Origin of the sequence: Saccharothrix mutabilis subsp. mutabilis, assembly GCF_039521145.1 — a bacterium.
GTDB classification, from domain to species: Bacteria; Actinomycetota; Actinomycetes; order Mycobacteriales; family Pseudonocardiaceae; genus Actinosynnema; species Actinosynnema mutabilis.
Map to the genome: position 1 here is coordinate 1 of NZ_BAAABU010000051.1, position 1379 is coordinate 1379.

Annotated in this window: 1 protein-coding gene; it reads right to left on the reverse strand. The window is 67.8% G+C overall.

All coding sequences use genetic code 11. The features are described 5' to 3' along the window. Nucleotides 1-131: 131 nt before the first annotated feature. Complete coding sequence (locus ABD126_RS38535) at nt 132-1328, reverse strand: IS701 family transposase (RefSeq protein WP_425542974.1); 1197 nt, start codon at nt 1326-1328, stop codon at nt 132-134. Nucleotides 1329-1379: the final 51 nt, after the last annotated feature.

Below are 1379 nucleotides of genomic sequence, written 5' to 3' on the forward strand. Positions count from 1 at the left end.
CTAGTACTCCAGCCGCAGTTCGTGATGTTGGGCCTGTCTTCGCTGGTAGTGGGCTTGTTTGGCGCGGTGTTGATGGCGTCTGCGCCAGCGGGACCAAGCCCAGGTCAGGGCGCTGTTGGGGATGGTGGTGATCAGGTGTGCCAGGAGACGCCTGACCTCGCCGAGGGTGACCGGGATGAGGCCGCTGCCAGCGCTTTTGGGGCAATGGCGGCGGTGACCGCGAGGTAGGTGTGGGCGAGCATCGCGAGTGTGATGTGGCGGTACCAGGCGTCGTAGCGGCGGACCTGGTACTGGTCCAGGCCGACCTCGGTCTTGGCGGTCTGGAAGCAGTCCTCGACCGCCCACCGCATTCCGGCTACCCGGATCAGGTCCTCGTCGGTGGTTCCCGTTGGTGCGCAACACAAGTAGTAGGCCAACTCGTGCTCGCCACGACGATTGGGCGTCAGAGAACGGCGGATCAACAGCCACCGTCGCCAGCCCGGCGGGGTGGTGTCGTCGTAGACCGGTAACGAGGCCACCGCCCAGTCGAACAGTCGTGGCCCCTTGGCACCCTGGCCGCAACTACGGCGCTTCCAGGCCGCCAGCGGGGCGTCGGCGGTCAGGAAGTCGGCGCGGGTGGCGCCCGCGGTGGCGGGAATGGTCTGACTGCTCGGCACGGCCACCACATAGGCGATGCGCCTGTCTTCCAACCAGGCACGGAACTTCGAATCGCCGCCGTAGGCCTCGTCCGCGGTCACCCAGCGGGCCGGCACGCCCGCGTCCAGTGCCCGGGCCAGCATCGCGCGGGCGAGCACGGGCTTGGTCGCGAACTCGACCCCGCCGGGCACCGCCGCTTCCCGGCACCGTTCCCGGTCGGCGGTCCAGGACTTGGGCAGGTACAGCTCGCGGTCGATCAGCGTCCGACCTTTGCCCGTGGCGTAAGCGAGGAACACCCCGAGTTGGCAGTTCTCGATCCGGCCGGCAGTGCCGGAGTACTGGCGCTGCACCCCGGCGGACCTGGTGCCCTTCTTCAGAAACCCGGTCTCGTCCACCACCAGCACGCCCTCGCCGTCGGCCAGATGCTCCACCGCGTAGTCACGGACGTCGTCGCGAACCCCGTCAACGTCCCACGTCGCGGCGTTGAGCAGACGCTGCATCCCGTCCGGCGTCGCCTCACCAGCCACTTCCGCCAACGTCCAACCATTCTTGCCAGCGATCGGAGCCAACAGGCCCCGCACATACGCCCGAGCCCGACGCCGCGGCTCCGCCCGCAGAAACCGTCCCGCCACCCGCCCGAACAGCTCGTCCAAGCCGCTCACCCACGCCTGGATGTCCTCATCAACCAACACAAGATCGACAAGCTAGCAGAACATGATCACGAACTGCGGCTGGAGTACTAG